Genomic DNA, 15,234 nt, shown 5'->3' on the forward strand with positions numbered 1-15,234 from the left:
AACGGATGGTTAACGCGTTTGTTTCGTCACGTTTCAATCTGATTCTTCCACGCATAAATATCGACTTACAAGTACTGGCATTCAAAGGCAGTGAGGTCCTTGATCAACCGTTCTTTATCCACGTGCAGGTGGTCAGTGAAAACCCTTCCCTTGATCTACAGGCGTTGCTTCACCAACCCGCCTACCTGGACTTCGGCGAAATCAACGAAGGCCTGCATGGTCAGGTTTACGCCGTGGGCCGGGATGACCCGGGCCGGCGCATTACTCGTTATCACCTGACCCTGGCGCCCCGCCTGGCTTACCTTGCACACCGGCATGACCAGCGGATTTTCCAGCAGCGCAGCGTGCCGCAGATCATCGCGGCGGTCCTGGAACAGCATGGCATCCTGGCGGACGCCTATGCATTCGAGCTAGGCCCTGTGGTTTATCCGCCGCGCACGTTCTGTGTGCAGTACGCGGAAAGTGACTTGCACTTCATCCAGCGGCTGTGTGAAGAGGAGGGTATTCACTACCATTTTCGTCACAGCGCGGACGCTCACCTGTTGGTCTTTGGTGATGACCAGACCGTGTTTCGCCGCTTGCCCGTGCAGCGCTACTGCCCTGACGGCGGGCTGCAAGCCGATACAAAAGTGATCCAGCGTTTCGACCTGCGCTTGGCCATCCGTAGCCAAAAGACGGTGCGCCGGGATCACGACTTTGAACATCCCTCGTTGCACCTGCAGGACAGCGCTGGTTCTGCTTCGATACTCCCGCTTGAGGACTATCGGTACCCCGCAGGTTTTGCCGGCCATGCCCGCGGCAGGCAATTGGCGCGTCGAGGGCTGGAGCGTCACCAACGCGACCGGCATCGGGCATTGGGCAAGAGTGATCAACCCGCACTGCGCAGTGGGCATTTCCTTGAACTGCGTGATCATCCCGACCCCTCCTGCAACGACCTTTGGCTGATCACTTCGGTGCGTCACGAGGGTTATCAACCGCAGGTGCTGGAGGAGGCTACACCTGCGGCTGACGTGTTCCGGGGGTATCGCAATCGCTTTATCGCGACACCCTGGCAAGCTGTGCATCGGCCGCCCCTCAAGCACCCCAAACCGACCATCAATGGCAGCCAGACCGCAACCGTGACGGGGCCAGACGGTGAGGACGTGCATTGCGACGCCTATGGCCGGGTGAAGGTGCGCTTTCACTGGGACCGCCTGGACAAGGCGGACGACAAAAGCAGTTGTTGGGTTCGGGTTGCGTCCGGGTGGGCCGGAGACGGGTTCGGCGCAACGATGATCCCGCGCGTGGGCATGGAAGTGCTGGTGACCTTCCTGGAAGGGGACCCGGACCGGCCGCTGATCAACGGTTGCCTGCCGAACGCGCTGCATCGGCCGGCCTATCCTTTGCCCCAGCACAAGACCCGCAGTGTTTTGCGCAGCCGCAGTTCCCTTGGCGGCGAGGGCTCCAACGAAATGTACCTGGAAGACCGTCGTGGCGAAGAGCTTGTTTACCTGCGTGCGCAGCGCGACCTGGAGCAACGGGTCGGTCATGACAGTCGGTTGGAGGTCGCGGGGGAACGGCGAGAAGTTATCCATGGTTTAAGCACGACTCACGTTGAAAGTGAAGAGCATCGTCATGTCACCGGCGATCGCAAAGTCGTGCTCAAGGCGAGCGATTACCTTGATGTGCAAGGCGATAGCCGGACCCACGTGACTCAGAACTTGGTCATTGAGGCGGGGCAGCAGCTTCACCTCAAGTCCGGTGCCAGCCTGGTGATCGATGCCGGTGCGCAACTGAGCCTCCGAGCGGGAGGAGAGCATCTGGTCATCCAGGCGGGCGGCATCTTCAGCAGTCGCCCTATCACCCAGGGGGGCTCACCGTCAGGGGGCCTACTGGAGAACACCTTTACGGTGTCCGATGTGCCACGGGTCTCCAAGGTACAAAGCAGCATCATGAACCTGTCCAGGCACCTGGGGGCGGATTACTGCCCGGTGTGCGAGCGCTGTCGTGAAGGCCAGTGTGAGCTGCCGGGGAGGGCTGCCTGATGCAGAACTTGCCAGGCCAATGGATGGCTCAACAGCAGCAGGCTGGGCGACAGCTGTGTTTGATCCTTGAGGGGCACAGTAACGCGCGACAGCCGCTGCTGGCGGCGCGCAGTTTGTCAGAGTATCGCAGCCTCTATGGCCAGACCGTGCTGGCGGAACTGGCGGTGGAGGGCCCGGTGATCCTTCTGTTGAAACAGATGAGCGAGCCCGCGCTGCTCAACCTCTTGCAACAGCCCGAAACGAACTGGGGCTGGCTGGGCGCTTTGCCATGCGAGGACCTGACAGGCGTGGCTCAACACTGGCGCGACCGTTTGCTGGTGGGGCAGGAAGGCGAGCAATCGCTCTACCGTTTTCACGACAACCGCACTCTGGCGCGTGCATTGGCCTATCTGTGCCTGGAGCACTGGCCGGTATTCCTCGGCCCGTTGATCAGCGTGTGCTACTGGCACGAAGACCGCTGGCGCACGGCTGACAACCCAGCCCCCGGTGAGCATTCGCTGCCTGACCCGGTCCCTTGGCTGAACACGCCCAACCCAAACGCCGAAGCCATCCTGCACGCCAATATCCTGCGTTACCTGTTGACCGAACACAGCGAAGACTTGGTCGCACTGGTGGAATTCCAGGACCCGAGAATCTGGCTGACACAGGTGCTGGAACAGGCGCGGGCCTGGCAATGGCAGGGGCCGGAGCAGTTGGAGTTTTTGGTGGTACGCAGGTTGGAGGAGGCCACAAGGAACAGCTTTATCCGGTGGCAACCGAAAGTGGGAGAAACACCGCAGGATCATTTTCAACGGATGGTGGAGCAGTGGGAATTGATGGGGGAAAAGGATGGGTAGGCGAAGTGTTGGAGTGTTGGTCGCGCTGGGTCTAATGGGTTGTGCGGGAGAGCCGGTTGATAGCGTTACGTTGGAGGTGGATTTACCAGCGGAATTTGAACTCAAAACGGCTGCGAATTATCTGCCCGCGACTGGTGAGACCTGCACTTTGCCGCGACGTCGAGGCAAGGGTTCGGAACGGAAAGTGTTCTTTACTGATTACAAATCTTTGCCAAGTCGGGTGAGCTATGAACTACCGCTGAGTGAAAAAATCGAGGGTTGCCCTTCGGTGCTGCGAAGTCTGGAGTTTGAGTTTTATGCGAAGTGGGGTAAGCGTGATACGGACGTAGGTGGGGATCGTGCAGGTATTGCCATTCGAGATGGCTGGAATGATCAACCTGGTATGCCTGAGTCGGGTGTACAGGAGCTAATCGGGCAATGTCAGTGGCGGTTCAGGACGGTGGGGCCGTTTCATGCGATCAGGAAGCTTCTGCGATGTCGCTCGATGAATGAAAGGGGAGAGTTGCAGAATTCTCTGGCCGGTGGTGTTGCTCAACGTGATCAGTTAGCAGGGAAAACGCTCAGGATGGTGCTGACGGTCACTGATGAGGAAGAGCCAGCTGTTGGGGATAACTGGGTAGTCGTACCAGGAGGCTGGAGGCGTTGTAAAGGTAAAAACTTTGAGGACCTTTACGGCTTTTGTGACGGCAATACCACCGACTTTAAGCCTATAAAAATGCCGGATGGTCGTGTTTGTGATGTCTATCCATCGTGTAAATAACAAGGAGCAAGTTCATGACGCTGGATGCATGGAAGCAATCTTTTTTCAGTGATAGAAAGCCGGCCTGTTCAGTGCGTGGGCATTGGGTGAGCTTTTGCCTCGTCGATGAACTGGGCGTGGGAACGGCATACGGTGGCCTGCCTTACACTGTCCACGATAGTGCAGGGCAGCAGTACAAAGGCAGGTTAGATGGAGAAGGGTTTGCCAAGTTGCAAGATATTTATTGTGGGCCTGTGGTGCTTGTTTTTGATGACCTGTATTCAGGTACAGAGCAGCCCTATCATTGGCTGATGTTGCGTTCCACCTACAAGCTACCTATCACCGAGCTTCAAATTCGGGCGGAGCAGACTCGGTTTGCTGCTTCTGATGGCCGGCGGCCCGACAGTAATCCTGCTCAGCAAAAGGCCAACCGGTTTTATCAAGTTGAAGTGCGTGATTTAGTCCGTCATGTCGCCCACTTGCCACCGATTATGCGACGGACTTATCAACCCCAGCAGCATGCATTGAAAATGATGGGTGACTTGGGATTCGGGCCCCCTCAGTCGATCTTGGCAGGAATCGTGTTGTTTCCCAACAACCACACCGCTATGGAGGTTCGACCACTGCGGGCCTTACGCCCGATGCTTTCAACGGCAGACAGTTTCTGTGCCTTGAACCTTTATCAGCTGGCACTGATGGCCACCTTGAGTTATTGCCATTTCGGCCAGGAGCCACCTAAAAAGCCTCACGACCAGGTTCAATTCCCCCTCAACCCAAGCGTCGGCCATCTATTTGCCGAAGAGCTATCGGGTTACCACGAGGCTTGGCGATTTGATGCAGAGCAAGTGGACCGTTTCTACCCCCTTTACGAAGAGGTCCCTTACTCCCGGCGTTTTGAGATTCTACCTTTCGATCCTGAGTTATACCCACAAAACCAACCGGAGCTGGAGGATGAGCAGGAGCACCCAGCCAATTTGCACTTTTTCGATGATGAAAAGTTTGGGACGGATACCCAGGCTTTTATCACCCATCACGATGACGTAATCCTGATTGCCGTGCGTGGTACCGCGAGCGCTGCAGACGGGTTGCGAGATGCCAACGCCCATCAGGTGGATTTTCTCGAGGGTGTCGGCAAGGCTCACGAAGGTTTTTATGAGGCCTACCGGGCAATGCGTAATTTCGTGCTGCGCTACCTAGACCAATTCCACACCGACCAACGAATAATCATCTGCGGCCACAGCCTGGGCGGCGCAATCGCTTTGCTTTTGGCAGAAGGCCTACGCCGAGCACCGGATGCCAACTACAACATCCTCCTCTATACCTACGGCGCCCCCCGCGCCGCTGATGCCGAATTCACAGCAGGCGCCTCCACCTTGGTCCACCACCGCATCGTCAACCACAACGACCCAGTTCCCAGCGTCCCGGCGCCATGGATGAACACCACCGCCAAACTCTGGGTCCCTGGTGCCGTCACCCTGTTCAGTGCCCCTGCACCGGGCGGCCTGCTGTTCGCCGCCGGTCTGGTTCGTTTCGGTGGGAACCCTTATCAGCACCATGGCGAACAACAACACTTCATGCCGATCATGCTCGCGGATGGCACGCGTTCTTCGGTGCTTTGGAAGCCCGGTTGTGAATCCATTCAAGAAGCGGGTTGCAACCGAGCGTTGCAAGTCCACGGCGACATGCCCGACCGCGAAAACCTGCTAAAACAGCTGTTCCAGGCCAACCAGCACTTCATGACCGCCAGCTACATCCCGGCTGCCTGGGCGACGTTGCGTCGCTGGCAACAAACCCAGGAAAGCGACGGCCCATTGGTCACGCCAAGAGAGTTTGAATTACTTGATCATGCACTGGAGGGCATGCGCCAGCAGTTGCGAAACAAACGCAGGGAACTGGCCCGGCTAAGACCTGCCAACGACCGTGGCTATGAACACAACGAAGCCTTGAACGCCGAGATCGATCGCTTGCACACCAGCCGCGAGCGCCTTGCCACCCTGCGCTGGCGCCGTCTGGACGCCCGTGATGTCTACGGCAGTCACGCCCACGGCGCTCATTTGCAACCCAGCCTCAAGCGCTGGTTCAGCCACCGTGAAAACCGTGAACCGGCCCAGGTCGCCAGTATCCCTCCCGCCACGCAAACCGAATGGGGGAGGGCGCAAACGCTGGATATCGACTCGATCGTATGACCGAGACGTTTACATAAACTCCACCTGCGCTGGCTGACGCTTCATCAACACGTTGCCATTGCGGATCGAGTACAGCGGCAAGCCCTGGCTGCGGATGACCTCGTAGTCGCTGTCCGCCGACAGGATCAACAGGTTGGCTGGCCGTCCAGGCTCCAGGCCGTAGCGGTCACCCAGGGCCATGGCCTTGGCGCTGTTGTCGGTGACCAGGTCGAGGGCGCTTTGCAGGTTGCGGTAGCCGAGCATGTGGCAGATGTGCAAACCGGCTTCGAGCACCCGCAGGATGTTGCCGTTGCCCAGGGGGTACCAGGGGTCGACGATGGAGTCCTGGCCGAAGCACACGTTCATGCCGGCTTCCAGCAGTTCGTTGACCCGGGTGACGCCGCGGCGTTTCGGGAAGGTGTCGAAGCGGCCTTGCAGGTGAATGCTCTCGGTGGGGCAGGAGACGAAACTGATACCTGAGTGCCCGAGCAAGCGAAAGAGTTTGGCGCAATAGGCATTGTCGTAGGAGCCCATGGCCGTGGTGTGACTGGCGGTGACGCGGGCGCCCATGTCGCGGCTGCGGGCTTCTTCGGCCAGCACTTCGAGAAAGCGCGAGTGCGGGTCATCGGTTTCGTCGCAGTGCACGTCCACCAGGCAGCCGGTCCGTTCAGCCAGGTCCATCAGGAACTTCACCGAACTCACGCCTTGGTCGCGGGTGTATTCAAAGTGCGGGATACCACCGATCACGTCGGCGCCCAGGCGAATGGCTTCTTCCATCAGCTCGCGGCCGTTGCGGTACGACTCGATGCCTTCCTGGGGGAACGCGACGATCTGCAGGTCGATCAGGTGCGTGCTTTCTTCACGCACTTGCAGCATGGCCTTGAGTGCTGTGAGGTCCGGGTCGGTGACGTCGACGTGGGTGCGCACATGCTGGATACCGTGGGCGGCGAGGGTCTGGATAGTCTTTTTGGCGCGGGCCTTGGTGTCTTCCTGGGTGATGGTGGCTTTGCGTTCGCCCCAGCATTCGATGCCTTCGAACAGGGTGCCGCTCATGTTCCAGCGCGGCTCGCCGGCGGTCAGGGTGGCGTCGAGATGGATATGCGGTTCGACAAAGGGTGGAATCACCAGGTTGCCGGCGGCGTCCAGGGCGTCGGCCGCCGCACTCGGTGCGCCCGATTGTGGGGTGATGCTGGCGATCCGGCCATGTTCCAGGTGCAGATCATGCAGGCCTTCACGGTTGCGCAGGCGGGCGTTGATGATGTGCATGGGCAAGTTCCTCTTGGCTAAAAACAGTCAGGCAGACAGCCGCCAGATCATCAGCGCAATGCCGATGTCCAGGCGATCATAAGCATTATCCAGCGTCAGCCCGCACAGGGCTTCGATGCGCTGGACGCGGTGCGTCAGGGTGTTGCGGTGCACGGCCAGGCGCTGGGCGGCGGCCACAAGGTTACCATTCTCGTGAAACCAGGCTTCCAGCGTGGGCATGAGGCTGGGGCCATGGTGCCGGTCGTGGCGCAGCAAGGGGCCGAGGCGTTCATTCAGGAATTGGTCGAGCAGGGCGCGATCACGCACGCCGCTGAGCAGCTTGAGCACGCCCAGTTCGTCGTACACGCATAGCCCGGCGCGTTCGCTGAAACGCCGCGCAGCCGCGAGTGCCTGGCGTGCTTCCTCCTGCGCCTGGGCCAGGCGTGCGGGTGGGTGAGCGGCGGCGCTGAGGCCAATAAACAATTTAAGCGGCGACAGGCGCAGATTCAGTGGGTTGAGCCAGTTGGCCAATTGCTGGCGGTTGGCCAATGCTGCGGCAGCGTCCTGTGCCGGCAGCAGCAACGTCCATTGGCCGGCTCGACCCTGCACCGGCAACCCGGCCGAGAACTGACGTAAACGGCGGCTGATGGCGTCGTGTTGTCGGGCCAGTTGCGCCTCCACAGAAGCCGCATCACCCTGGGCAAACAGCGATTCACTGCCTTCCAGTTGCAGTTGCACCACCTGCCAATGCCCGGCCAGCGGCATGCCCAACTGCGTGGCCCGGTGCAACAAGAGATCCAGGGATTGGTAGTCGCCGGTCAGCAAGCGTTCCAGTACGTCATGCCGCGAGCGCCCCAACTGCTCGGACTGGATCAGCGCCGAACCGATAGCTTGGGTCACCAATACCATTTTCAGCGAGTAGGGCTGTTCGACCAGCGGCATGCCGGCGGCTTCGGCAGCGTCGAGTAAGCGCTGGGGGATCGCCTGGATATAGGACGGCCCGGTCAGAACCACCAACCCAGCCACTTGACGCTCGCAGGCTTCCTCCAGCAATTGCAGCAGGTTGGCTTCGTCGCGCGGGTGATTGATCCCGGTGACGAATACCAGTTCGCCGCCCAGCACCCATTCGGCGATCCCGCTGTTTTCCGCCACATAAGGCCAGCGCACGCCGTTATCCAGGCCCGCCTCGCCCGCGCGCAGGCGCATGGACTCCAAGCCTGGCAGTGCGAGCACATCGGCAAGGGTCAGGCTCATGCTTGAGCGTCAGCCAACGGCGCTCGCACCCGTAGTACGGCGGTGAGCGCGATGTAGGTCAACGACGCGGCGACGATACCCACCAATGGCGCGACCCAGGGCGAGTTGAACGCCAGCACCGTGCCCACGGCATAGGCGACCAGTCCTGGCCAGTTGAACGCAGGCAGGCGGGCGTCGGCCAGGCGTGGATAGTGGCCGCGATAGCGATAGAAGAAGTCCGCCATGATTACCCCACCAATCGGCGGGATCACCGTACCCAGCACAATCAAATAGGGCACCAGCAAGTCGTACATGCCGAGTAACGCCAGCAGGGTGCCGATCACCGCACCGGCCAGGGTCACGGTCTTGCGCCGTTTGGTGCGCAGCAAGTTGCAGCCGGCCACGGCGAAGTTGTAGATGGTGTTGTCCTGGGTACTCCAGATATTGAGTAGCAACATGGCCATCGCCGCCATGGCAAAGCCTTGCAGCAACAACACTTCGACTACGTCCGGTTGCTGGTAGACGATGGCACCGTAGGCGCCGATCAGCACCATCAAGCCGTTGCCGATAAAGAAACCGATCAGGCTCGCCAGCACCGCCACCTTGGCCGAACGCGAAAACCGCGTCCAATTGGTGGCCTGGGTCGCACCGCTGACAAAGGTGCCGAACACCAGGGTAATCGCCGTGGACAAGTCCAGCTCAGCGGTCGGTACCACTGCCAGCAGTCCGTCCAGTCCACCGACTTTCACTGTGGCTACCCACATCGACAGAAACAGCAGAATGCCCATGGCCGGCACCGCGATATAGGACAGAATTTCCAGCCCACGATAACCAATGTAGGCCGTGGCGCAGAACACCAGACCAAACAACACCATCAACGCAAGCACACTGCCCTGGCTCAGTTCGAAATACTTGCCAAGCACTACGGCAGCAGTGGCAGTACCCCAGGCATACCAGCCGATTTGAGTGAAGCCGAGGATCAAGTCGCTGAGTTTGCTGCCCACTTCGCCAAAGCAGAAGCGCCCCATCAACACTGAATTCAGCCCGCTCTTGAAGGCGATGTAACCCAGGCCTGCGGCGTACATACCCAACAAAAGGTTACCCAGGGCCACCACGCCGAGCATGTCGACGAAACTGAACGCCACCCCCAGCTTGCCGCCGGCAAACATGGTCGCGGTAAAAAAGGTAAAGCCCAGCAGCACCATGGCGGTTGATGCCAGACCCTTGCGCGCATGCATGGGGACTTCGCTGAGGGGGTAGTCGTTGCCCGGTTCTTGCTGCGTCATGTGCCTTGCTCCCTGAGTGAGTGACGCAGCCCTGTTGCACCGTGCGTGCCAAATCGGCAGCAGTGACAAACGCACGGTGGGCGCTGTGCACCGTGCACAGTTTTTATAGCGAAAGAGGGGGGAAGCACAGCAAGGAATGGTCGCAGTGCCCAGTCGGGCACGAAAGCAGTGCAGCAGTGATACAAAGTGGATCAGTCAAACAGCGTCTGAGTCGTCTCGCCGCGATGGAAGGCAAAGGCGGCCTCCAGATCACTTTCGATGGTGCGCCCACGGGACAGCGGCGGCAGTGCACCGAGGCGGAAAAAGCCCACGTCAGTGGTTTCGAACCCGGCCATCGGTGCCGACTGATCCACCGATTCACACAGGAAGTACAGCTTGTAGAAATCCCGCACATCCGGTCGATACAAGCCTTTGGCCTTGTGCGTCACGCTGTACAGTGCCCTGGCGGTTACCGTCAGCCCGGCTTCCTCGCGAATCTCTTTGACGATGTTTTCGGCTGCCGACAAGCCGATATCCGCATACCCACCCGGCAACGCCCAGCAGCCATCGGTCAACTCCCGCACCAACAAAATCCGGTCGCCTTCGATAACCGCACCGCGCACGTCAATCATTGGCGTCGAATAACGCTGGGCAAAATCTGTGACCAGCCCGCAGATACGTTCCAACGGGACATTGCCCAATTGCGCCAGCATGCTGTGGGCAATCTCGGCAATTTCTTCCAGGCGCTCGCGCTCGAAATCATCAGTGCAAAAGTGCAGCCCCGTGGACGCCAGCGCCTGCAAGCGTTTGGCTTGGGCCAGCCAGATGTTTTCCATGGGTTACTCCTGGAGAGGCTTGGTCATGTACACGCGCCGCAGGCCGTGTTCCTCGGCGCGATGGGTTTCAACATAGCCGCGGCGATGGTAGAGCGCGATGTTCTCGGTCATGGCTTCATTGGTGTACAGGCGGATCACAGCGAAACCTGCGTCGATCGCCTGCTGTTCGGCAAAATCCAACAGCAACCGCCCGAAACCCAGGCCCTGGGTCTCAGGGGCGGCGGCCAGGTTATCCAGCAACAGCGCGCAGTCGGCCTCCAGCAGGACAATAAAGCCCTGGACTTGCCGGGCGTTTTCCAGCACGTGCACGTCGCCGGCTTCCACCCGTTGGCGATAATCCTCGAGCATCGGCCCGGGCTTACGGCCGATCCGTGCGATATACGGCGAGTAAGCTGCCTGGACGATGGCCTCGATGGCTGCAACATCATGGACAGTGGCGGGGCGCATCATTGCCGCGTGCTCCTTGTGGCAGGGAAGCCACGACTGTAAGGGAGGCAGGCACAAAAAAACCACCGCGTGGGTGGTTTTTTCATATCGCAGGCTTACTCGCCGTGATAAATGCAGCCGCTGGTGCAGGTCTCGTGGATGCGAATCGCACTGAGCTCAGGCAGCAAGGGTTTCAGCTCATTCCAGATCCACTTGGCGAGCACTTCGCTGGTCGGGTTTTCCAGGCCAGGGATGTCATTCAAGTAGTTGTGGTCGAGGCGTTCATAGAGCGGCTTGAAAATCGCCTTGATCTCCGAGAAGTCGCGAATCCAGCCGGTATGGGGATCCAGGTCGCCGCTCAGGTGGATCGCCACCTTGAACGAATGCCCATGCAGGCGCCCGCATTTGTGGCCTTCCGGTACGTGGGGCAGGCGGTGGGCGGATTCGAATGTAAATTCCTTGAAGATTTCCACAGTGTTTTCAGCTCGGTCGGTGTCTGGCAGGCGGCGAGTTTAACAGCTTGATCCCTTGCCGCGCATACCGCTTGGTCATAGCGCCAGTAAGTGCTCGCCCAATTTGCCGTTATCCGCCAGCTCAAGAAACTCATCCCCCAACCGCCGGCTTTCGCTCATCGCGGTCTGCCAATATCTGTTGCGGCTCGGGTCGTCGCCCATAAAGCGCTTGAAGTCGCTGCGGTCCGGCAGTTTGCCGTGGGGCAGGCGGGCGAGGTAGTCCTTGGACGGCGCCAGCAGCAACACGTCCTGCAAACCCTGTGGATTGCTGCGCCGCCACGGCAGGCCTTTGTCGAACCAGCCGGGAATGACCCGGTCAGTAAAGTGCGGGTACAGCACAATGTCATCGCCTTGATAAGGCAGGTCGAGGTGGTAGTCGAGCAGGCCGCCGTCGCGGTAGGTGCCGGCGCCCGCGCCGGGCAGGTCGCGTACGCCTTGCATCACCATGGGAATCGAGCCCGACGCCAGCAGCGCCTGGCGCAGGTTGCCCAATTCCAGGGCGAGGAAGCGTGACGGGAAATCCTTCAACGGATGCACTGGCGGCGCCTGGCGCGGGTCGTGGATGATCAGCCGTTCGAAGTGCCGCGACAGCCGTGCGCGGCCACGCAAATTATCGGCAATCACCGACGACAGGCCCAGCCCGAGGCGCCCACGGTGATCATCGGCAAGCAGTCCGTGGCTCTTGACCACCATGATGTTGAGGCGATAGTTGGGGTTTTCCAACACCTGCGCATCGCGGCCGGCCAGCAGGTCGTCGAGCATGCGCTGGCAGCTCTGGCTGACCGCAGCCATGGTCACGCCTTTGGCAAAGCTTTGTTCGTTATACAGGCGCCCGAGGTCCAGCAGACCTTGCACCGGGTCCGGCAGGCACGCACTGGCAAACCGCCAGGAGCCGATGGACGCGCCGATCAGCGCGCGTTCCCGTGGTGCACGCGGCAACCAATCGCCAAACAGCGCCAGGTCCAGGCCTTGGATACCCAGCGCCTTGGGGCCGCCGGCCGCGCCAGGCAGGATGCCAACGTCGGCAGACGCCAGGCCCTGTTCGCGAATGCGCGCAAAGGCGCGTTTACCGGCCTTTAAGGTCAGGGCGGAAAACTTGATGTGAATCGCTGTCATACCGGTCTCTGTGGAAGCGAGCAGGGTTGTATAGGAAATCTCGCACAATAACTGGGGAAGGAGGATGTCGGAAATTGCCATGGTGGCAATTCAGTTTCAATTAAGTTGCTACAGGTACGGTGGCCGACGTAGGAAAAATCTTGAAACGGAGACTCCCCATGAAGCGCCTTACAGGGCTGGTCGCCGCCGGTATCATCGCCTTCACGGCGATCCAGGCCCAAGCCGTGGACCCCGACAAACCACTGAAAGTGCCTGCCACTGTTACAATTATCGCCTTTGATCAGCTGGAAGCTACGGCCCTGGCCTTGCACCCGGGTTCAACACTGCTGGATACCGACCTGGACGAGGAATACGGCAAGTATCTTTACCAAGTTGAACTGGAGGATACCGACGGCATCGAGTGGGAGGTTGAATTGGACGCGCTCACCGGGCAGGTTCTCAAGAATCATCAGGAAACGTAATGAAGGTAAATTTATACGCCGGCAGTCGAATGGCGTTGCTGCTCCTGGTTTTTTGCTCAAGCCTGGCAGCCCGCGATCTTGATCAGGACGAGGCCTTGGTCCTGCGCCAGAACGGCGTGATCCTGCCGCTGGAGCAGTTGCTGGAACAGGCCATGGCGCGTCATCCGGGTTCGCGCCTGCTGGAGGCCGAGCTTGAGAAAAAGCACGGTAAATATGCCTATGAAGTGGAACTGGTCACCGCCGAAGGCGTGGTGCGTGAGATCAAGTTGGATGCATCCACGGGTGCGCTGATCAAAGACGAGGAAGACTGATGCGCCTGCTTTTGGTGGAAGACAACGTACCTCTGGCCGATGAACTGTTGGCCGGCTTGCAGCGCCAGGGCTATGCCGTCGATTGGCTGGCTGATGGCCGCGATGCTGTGTACCAGGGACGCAGCGAACCCTATGACCTGATCATCCTCGACCTTGGCCTGCCCGGTTTGCCTGGGCTTGAAGTACTCGCGCAATGGCGCGCCGCCGCGCTGGCCATCCCGGTACTGATTCTCACCGCGCGCGACTCCTGGGCCGAGCGCATCGAAGGGCTCAAGGCTGGCGCCGACGATTACCTGAGTAAACCGTTCCATCCCGAGGAACTGCACCTGCGCATCCAGGCACTGCTGCGCCGCTCCCATGGGCAGACCAACCAGCCCACCCTGCAGGCGGCCGGCCTGCACTTGGATGAAGGGCGTCAGTGCGTGTTGCGTGATGGCGCAGAGATCCAGCTGACCGCCGCCGAATTCCGCCTGTTGCGCTACTTCATGCTGCATCCCGAGCAAATCCTGTCGAAAAGCCACCTGGCCGAGCATTTGTATGATGGCGAAACCGAGCGCGACTCCAATGTGCTGGAAGTCCACGTCAACCACCTACGCCGCAAGTTGGGGCGCAGCGTGATCGAAACCCGGCGCGGCCAGGGTTACCGGTTTGGCGCCAGCGCCGAATGAGGTCGATCCAGCGGCGCCTGAGCCTGGGCCTGGTCAGCGTGATGGTGATTGTCGGCGTTGCGTTGGCGCAAACCAGTCTGTGGTTGTTCGAAACGGGTTTGCAGCGCTACCTGGAAGCGGGGCTGCGCAACGACAGTGAGAGCCTGCTGGTGGCGCTGGTACGCGGCCCGGATGGCTTGCAACTGCATGAAAAGCGCCTATCGCCAGCGTATCAACGGCCGTTTTCCGGGCACTATTTCCGGATTGATTTCGCCGATACGCACTGGCGCTCCCGCTCGCTGTGGGACCAGGACCTGCCGCAACTGCCCGAGGCCGGCCTCAAGGGCAACCTGCAACTGGGGCCGGAAGGTCAGCAACTGTTGGTGTTGCGCGAGGACTACAAGCGCTTCGGGCAGTCGATTTCCATCAGCGTGGCCCAGGACTACACGCCGGTGCGGGAAAGCTTTCGCCTGATGCGTCAGATCGGGCTGGTGCTGGGGCTGGCGGCGCTGCTGCTGGTGTTGATCCTGCAACGGCTCACCGTGCGCCGCGCCTTGCGACCCTTGGAAACCGCGCGTAACCAGATTGCTCAACTGCAACAGGGCCAGCGTTCGCAACTCGACACCCAGGTGCCACTGGAGCTGGAGCCGCTGGTGGCGCAGATCAACCACTTGCTGGCCCACACCGAAGACAGCCTCAAGCGTTCGCGCAATGCCTTGGGCAACCTCGGACACGCCCTCAAGACCCCGCTGGCGGTACTGTTGAGCGCGGCGTCAAGCGAAGCGCTGAAGGATCACCCTGAACTGAGCAAGCTGCTGCGTGATCAGTTGGAACACGTGCAGCAACGTCTCAACCGTGAACTCAACCGCGCGCGCCTGGCCGGTGAAACCTTGCCGGGTGCGTTGTTCGACTGTGACAAGGAATTGCCGGGCCTGCTCGCCACCTTGAACATGATCCACGGGGAGCACCTGGACCTGAGCTATCACGCCGCGCCCGGGCTGCAACTGCCCTGGGACCGTGAAGACCTGCTGGAGCTGCTGGGCAATCTGTTGGATAACGCCTGCAAATGGGCGGATGCCGAGGTGCGCCTGACCGTCACAGAGACTGCGCACAGCTACGTGCTGGCGGTGGAAGACGACGGTCCCGGTATCCCCGAAACCCAGCGCGATCAAGTCTTCAGCCGCGGTGCACGACTGGATGAACAGATTGATGGGCATGGCCTGGGATTGGGCATCGTGCGGGATATCGTCGAGGTGTGGGGCGGGGTGTTGCAGTTGCAGGAAAGTGCGTTGGGCGGTTTGAAAGTAACGATTGAGTTGCCCAAGCGTTAGTGCTGACACACCACAATCAAAATGTGGGAGCGGGCTTGCTCGCGAATGCAGTGTGTCAGTCACTGAATATGTCGACTGATGTACAGC

At 60.1% G+C, this 15,234-nt stretch carries 15 protein-coding genes; 8 read left to right on the plus strand and 7 right to left on the minus strand.

The window, feature by feature from the left end:
- Positions 1–5: 5 nt before the first annotated feature.
- Genes HU722_RS10735 through HU722_RS10750 form a run of 4 tightly spaced genes read left to right on the plus strand, consistent with a single transcriptional unit; the run spans position 6 to position 5,785 of the window.
- On the plus strand, positions 6–2,024 hold the full coding sequence (locus HU722_RS10735; protein WP_065880024.1) for a type VI secretion system Vgr family protein: 2,019 nt from the start codon (positions 6–8) through the stop codon (positions 2,022–2,024).
- Positions 2,024–2,860 (plus strand): DUF4123 domain-containing protein, encoded by an 837-nt coding sequence (locus HU722_RS10740; RefSeq protein ID WP_065889207.1) that lies wholly within the window; start codon positions 2,024–2,026, stop codon positions 2,858–2,860. The genes HU722_RS10735 and HU722_RS10740 overlap by 1 nt, the downstream gene beginning before the upstream one ends.
- Complete coding sequence (locus HU722_RS10745) at positions 2,853–3,620, plus strand: hypothetical protein (RefSeq protein ID WP_186754590.1); 768 nt, start codon at positions 2,853–2,855, stop codon at positions 3,618–3,620. Before HU722_RS10740 ends, HU722_RS10745 begins: the two co-directional genes overlap by 8 nt.
- A 14-nt stretch (positions 3,621–3,634) precedes the next feature.
- Positions 3,635–5,785: a lipase family protein gene (locus HU722_RS10750; RefSeq protein WP_065910721.1), complete on the plus strand. Its 2,151-nt coding sequence runs from the start codon at positions 3,635–3,637 to the stop codon at positions 5,783–5,785.
- Positions 5,786–5,794: 9 nt separating this feature from the next.
- Here the strand turns inward: HU722_RS10750 and codA are convergent, their stop codons facing one another.
- The 7 genes from codA to HU722_RS10785 all read right to left on the minus strand — a co-directional run bounded on the left by codA (position 5,795) and on the right by HU722_RS10785 (position 12,397).
- The gene (codA, locus tag HU722_RS10755) at positions 5,795–7,030 is read right to left on the minus strand and encodes a cytosine deaminase (RefSeq protein WP_065880021.1); all 1,236 of its coding nucleotides are present in this window, start codon (positions 7,028–7,030) and stop codon (positions 5,795–5,797) included.
- A gap of 27 nt (positions 7,031–7,057) precedes the next feature.
- Entirely contained in the window at positions 7,058–8,263 is a 1,206-nt protein-coding gene (locus HU722_RS10760) for a PucR family transcriptional regulator (protein WP_065874635.1), read from the minus strand.
- Positions 8,260–9,528 carry a cytosine permease gene (gene codB, locus HU722_RS10765; RefSeq protein WP_065874636.1) on the minus strand — a complete coding sequence of 423 codons (1,269 nt, stop codon included), beginning with the start codon at positions 9,526–9,528 and terminating at the stop codon, positions 8,260–8,262. Before codB ends, HU722_RS10760 begins: the two co-directional genes overlap by 4 nt.
- 191 nt (positions 9,529–9,719) lie before the next feature.
- On the minus strand, positions 9,720–10,343 hold the full coding sequence (locus HU722_RS10770) for an NUDIX hydrolase (protein ID WP_065874637.1): 624 nt from the start codon (positions 10,341–10,343) through the stop codon (positions 9,720–9,722).
- Between the two features lie 3 nt (positions 10,344–10,346).
- A complete protein-coding gene (locus HU722_RS10775; protein ID WP_186754591.1) occupies positions 10,347–10,793 on the minus strand; it encodes a GNAT family N-acetyltransferase in 447 nt (148 codons plus the stop codon).
- A 92-nt stretch (positions 10,794–10,885) separates the two neighbouring features.
- Complete coding sequence (queD, locus tag HU722_RS10780) at positions 10,886–11,242, minus strand: 6-carboxytetrahydropterin synthase QueD (RefSeq protein WP_019692825.1); 357 nt, start codon at positions 11,240–11,242, stop codon at positions 10,886–10,888.
- A gap of 75 nt (positions 11,243–11,317) precedes the next feature.
- On the minus strand, positions 11,318–12,397 hold the full coding sequence (locus HU722_RS10785; RefSeq protein WP_186754593.1) for a patatin-like phospholipase family protein: 1,080 nt from the start codon (positions 12,395–12,397) through the stop codon (positions 11,318–11,320).
- A gap of 158 nt (positions 12,398–12,555) precedes the next feature.
- On the opposite strand from HU722_RS10785, the gene HU722_RS10790 reads away from it, so the two are divergent.
- Genes HU722_RS10790 through HU722_RS10805 form a run of 4 tightly spaced genes read left to right on the plus strand, consistent with a single transcriptional unit; the run spans position 12,556 to position 15,147 of the window.
- Positions 12,556–12,858: a PepSY domain-containing protein gene (locus HU722_RS10790; protein WP_065874640.1), complete on the plus strand. Its 303-nt coding sequence runs from the start codon at positions 12,556–12,558 to the stop codon at positions 12,856–12,858.
- Positions 12,858–13,169 (plus strand): PepSY domain-containing protein, encoded by a 312-nt coding sequence (locus HU722_RS10795; protein ID WP_065874641.1) that lies wholly within the window; start codon positions 12,858–12,860, stop codon positions 13,167–13,169. The genes HU722_RS10790 and HU722_RS10795 overlap by 1 nt, the downstream gene beginning before the upstream one ends.
- Positions 13,169–13,837 carry a response regulator transcription factor gene (locus HU722_RS10800; protein ID WP_065874642.1) on the plus strand — a complete coding sequence of 223 codons (669 nt, stop codon included), beginning with the start codon at positions 13,169–13,171 and terminating at the stop codon, positions 13,835–13,837. Before HU722_RS10795 ends, HU722_RS10800 begins: the two co-directional genes overlap by 1 nt.
- Complete coding sequence (locus HU722_RS10805; RefSeq protein ID WP_065910717.1) at positions 13,834–15,147, plus strand: sensor histidine kinase; 1,314 nt, start codon at positions 13,834–13,836, stop codon at positions 15,145–15,147. The genes HU722_RS10800 and HU722_RS10805 overlap by 4 nt, the downstream gene beginning before the upstream one ends.
- The last annotated feature ends 87 nt before the right edge of the window (positions 15,148–15,234 follow it).

It is taken from the genome of Pseudomonas tritici (assembly GCF_014268275.3).
In the GTDB taxonomy this organism is placed as follows: Bacteria; Pseudomonadota; Gammaproteobacteria; order Pseudomonadales; family Pseudomonadaceae; genus Aquipseudomonas; species Aquipseudomonas tritici.

What these genes read in the sequence shown, in the direction of transcription:
- codB (WP_065874636.1), bottom strand. Translation starts at nt 9,528, where the DNA reads ATGACGCAGCAAGAACCGGGCAACGACTACCCCCTCAGCGAAGTCCCC.
- HU722_RS10750 (WP_065910721.1), top strand. Translation starts at nt 3,635, where the DNA reads ATGACGCTGGATGCATGGAAGCAATCTTTTTTCAGTGATAGAAAGCCG.
- HU722_RS10760 (WP_065874635.1), bottom strand. Translation starts at nt 8,263, where the DNA reads ATGAGCCTGACCCTTGCCGATGTGCTCGCACTGCCAGGCTTGGAGTCC.
- HU722_RS10800 (WP_065874642.1), top strand. Translation starts at nt 13,169, where the DNA reads ATGCGCCTGCTTTTGGTGGAAGACAACGTACCTCTGGCCGATGAACTG.
- HU722_RS10785 (WP_186754593.1), bottom strand. Translation starts at nt 12,397, where the DNA reads ATGACAGCGATTCACATCAAGTTTTCCGCCCTGACCTTAAAGGCCGGT.
- HU722_RS10740 (WP_065889207.1), top strand. Translation starts at nt 2,024, where the DNA reads ATGCAGAACTTGCCAGGCCAATGGATGGCTCAACAGCAGCAGGCTGGG.
- HU722_RS10795 (WP_065874641.1), top strand. Translation starts at nt 12,858, where the DNA reads ATGAAGGTAAATTTATACGCCGGCAGTCGAATGGCGTTGCTGCTCCTG.
- codA (WP_065880021.1), bottom strand. Translation starts at nt 7,030, where the DNA reads ATGCACATCATCAACGCCCGCCTGCGCAACCGTGAAGGCCTGCATGAT.
- HU722_RS10745 (WP_186754590.1), top strand. Translation starts at nt 2,853, where the DNA reads ATGGGTAGGCGAAGTGTTGGAGTGTTGGTCGCGCTGGGTCTAATGGGT.
- HU722_RS10805 (WP_065910717.1), top strand. Translation starts at nt 13,834, where the DNA reads ATGAGGTCGATCCAGCGGCGCCTGAGCCTGGGCCTGGTCAGCGTGATG.
- HU722_RS10770 (WP_065874637.1), bottom strand. Translation starts at nt 10,343, where the DNA reads ATGGAAAACATCTGGCTGGCCCAAGCCAAACGCTTGCAGGCGCTGGCG.
- HU722_RS10775 (WP_186754591.1), bottom strand. Translation starts at nt 10,793, where the DNA reads ATGATGCGCCCCGCCACTGTCCATGATGTTGCAGCCATCGAGGCCATC.
- HU722_RS10735 (WP_065880024.1), top strand. Translation starts at nt 6, where the DNA reads ATGGTTAACGCGTTTGTTTCGTCACGTTTCAATCTGATTCTTCCACGC.
- HU722_RS10790 (WP_065874640.1), top strand. Translation starts at nt 12,556, where the DNA reads ATGAAGCGCCTTACAGGGCTGGTCGCCGCCGGTATCATCGCCTTCACG.